We start from the raw sequence: 1,517 nt of genomic DNA, 5'->3' as shown, positions 1-1,517 counted from the left end.
CGGGGCCGTGCACGGTGGCCGCGACGCAGGCGATGCCGGGAGCGCATTCCCCGCGTTCGTAGGCGAGTCCGCGGCGTTGCCGGATCCGGCTCAGCTCCGCGTGCAGCCCTGCCGCGTCACCGATGGTGCTGCTGGTCAACCGGGTCATCCGGCCTGCCACGCGGGAATCGACCTGTTCCGGTTCCAGCACCGCCAGCATCGCCTTGCCCAGCGCCGTCGAGTGCGCAGGCGCGCGGCCGCCGACCCGCGAAGGCACCGCGGCCGCGGCCGGACCGCCGACCTTGTCCAGGTAGCACACCTCCGGCCCGGCGAGCACCGCCAAGTGCACCACCATGCCGGTGCGGGTCTGCAGTTCGTGCAGCACCGCCGCGGCGGCTTCGCGGATCGCACCGTGCTCGCCATCCGGCCCCGCGAGGTCGAGCACCCGCCTGCCGAGGCGGTATCCGGACGACGTGTGCTCCAGCCATCCCAGCCCGGCGAGCTGGTTGAGGATCCGGTGCGTCGTCGACCGGGGCAGCCCGCTGAACCGCGCGATGTCCTCCAGGCTCCGGTGGTGGTTGCGTCCGTCGAAGGTGTCCATGATCAGCGTCATCCGCTCGACCATCGAGTGCGGCGGACCGGCCGCGGTCGGGGAACTGCCAGCGGTCATCGTCGACCTCCCGAGCCAACCGGAATTGAAACGAATTCTGGTAGCCAACCTAACAGCGCGCCGCGAGCGGAGGAAGGCGTCACCGGCGCCGAGAAAGCCCGCACAGCGCGGGCAACTCCCGCTGAACGGGACATCGCGAAGCGCCGGAACGTGCACCGTTGTAGAAACACGTTCTCCATGCGTGTTCAGGGAGGTCGGCAGTGCGGATCGGGATCGTCACGCCGGTCGTGGTGCAACTGCCCGGCTCGCACGACGAGTGGGAGCGCGAGGCGGGCATCGACCAGCTCGCCCTGATCGCGGCGACCGCCGATCGCCTCGGCTTCCACCACCTCACCTGCAGCGAGCACGTCGCGGTTCCCGCCGAGGACGCCGCGCAGCGCGGCGGCACCTACTGGGACCCGCTGGCGACCTTCGGCAACCTCGCCGCGCACACCGGCCGCATCCGGCTGGCGACTCAGGTCGTGGTGCTCGGCTACCACCATCCGCTCGCCATCGCGAAGCGCTACGGCACGCTGGATCGCCTCAGCGGCGGCAGGCTCGTGCTCGGCGTCGGAGTCGGCAGCCTGCGGGCGGAATTCGACCTGCTCGGTGCACCGTTCGACGACCGCGGCGCGCGGGCCGACGAGGCGATGCGGGCGCTGCGCGCCTGCCTTTCGGCCCACGAGGTGGCGTTCCACGGCGAGTTCTACGACTTCGACGACGTGGTGGTCGAACCGCACGCGGTGCAGGACGAAGTCCCGATGTGGGTCGGCGGGCGCACCCGCCGCTCGTTGCGGCGCGCGCTCACCCACGGCAACGGGTGGGTGCCGTTCGGCCTGCCGCTAGCGGAGATTTCGGCGCTGCTGGCGCGGGCCGACCTTCCTGCCGG

Annotated in this window: 2 protein-coding genes; one reads left to right on the top strand and one right to left on the bottom strand. The window is 71.7% G+C overall.

The window, feature by feature from the left end:
* The coding region (locus IJH84_RS05240; RefSeq protein ID WP_295140939.1) for an IclR family transcriptional regulator at nt 1-649 on the bottom strand (649 nt) is incomplete at its 3' end.
* 200 nt (nt 650-849) lie between these two features.
* Here IJH84_RS05240 and IJH84_RS05235 point away from each other — a divergent pair.
* A partial coding sequence (locus IJH84_RS05235) for a TIGR03619 family F420-dependent LLM class oxidoreductase (RefSeq protein WP_295140935.1) occupies nt 850-1,517 on the top strand: 668 nt, incomplete at its 3' end.

Source organism: Saccharopolyspora sp., assembly GCF_017434145.1.
In the GTDB taxonomy this organism is placed as follows: Bacteria; Actinomycetota; Actinomycetes; order Mycobacteriales; family Pseudonocardiaceae; genus Saccharopolyspora_C; species Saccharopolyspora_C galaxeae.
The sequence above is the reverse complement of the archived record's forward strand: the minus strand, read 5'-3'. Positions and strand labels throughout refer to the sequence as shown.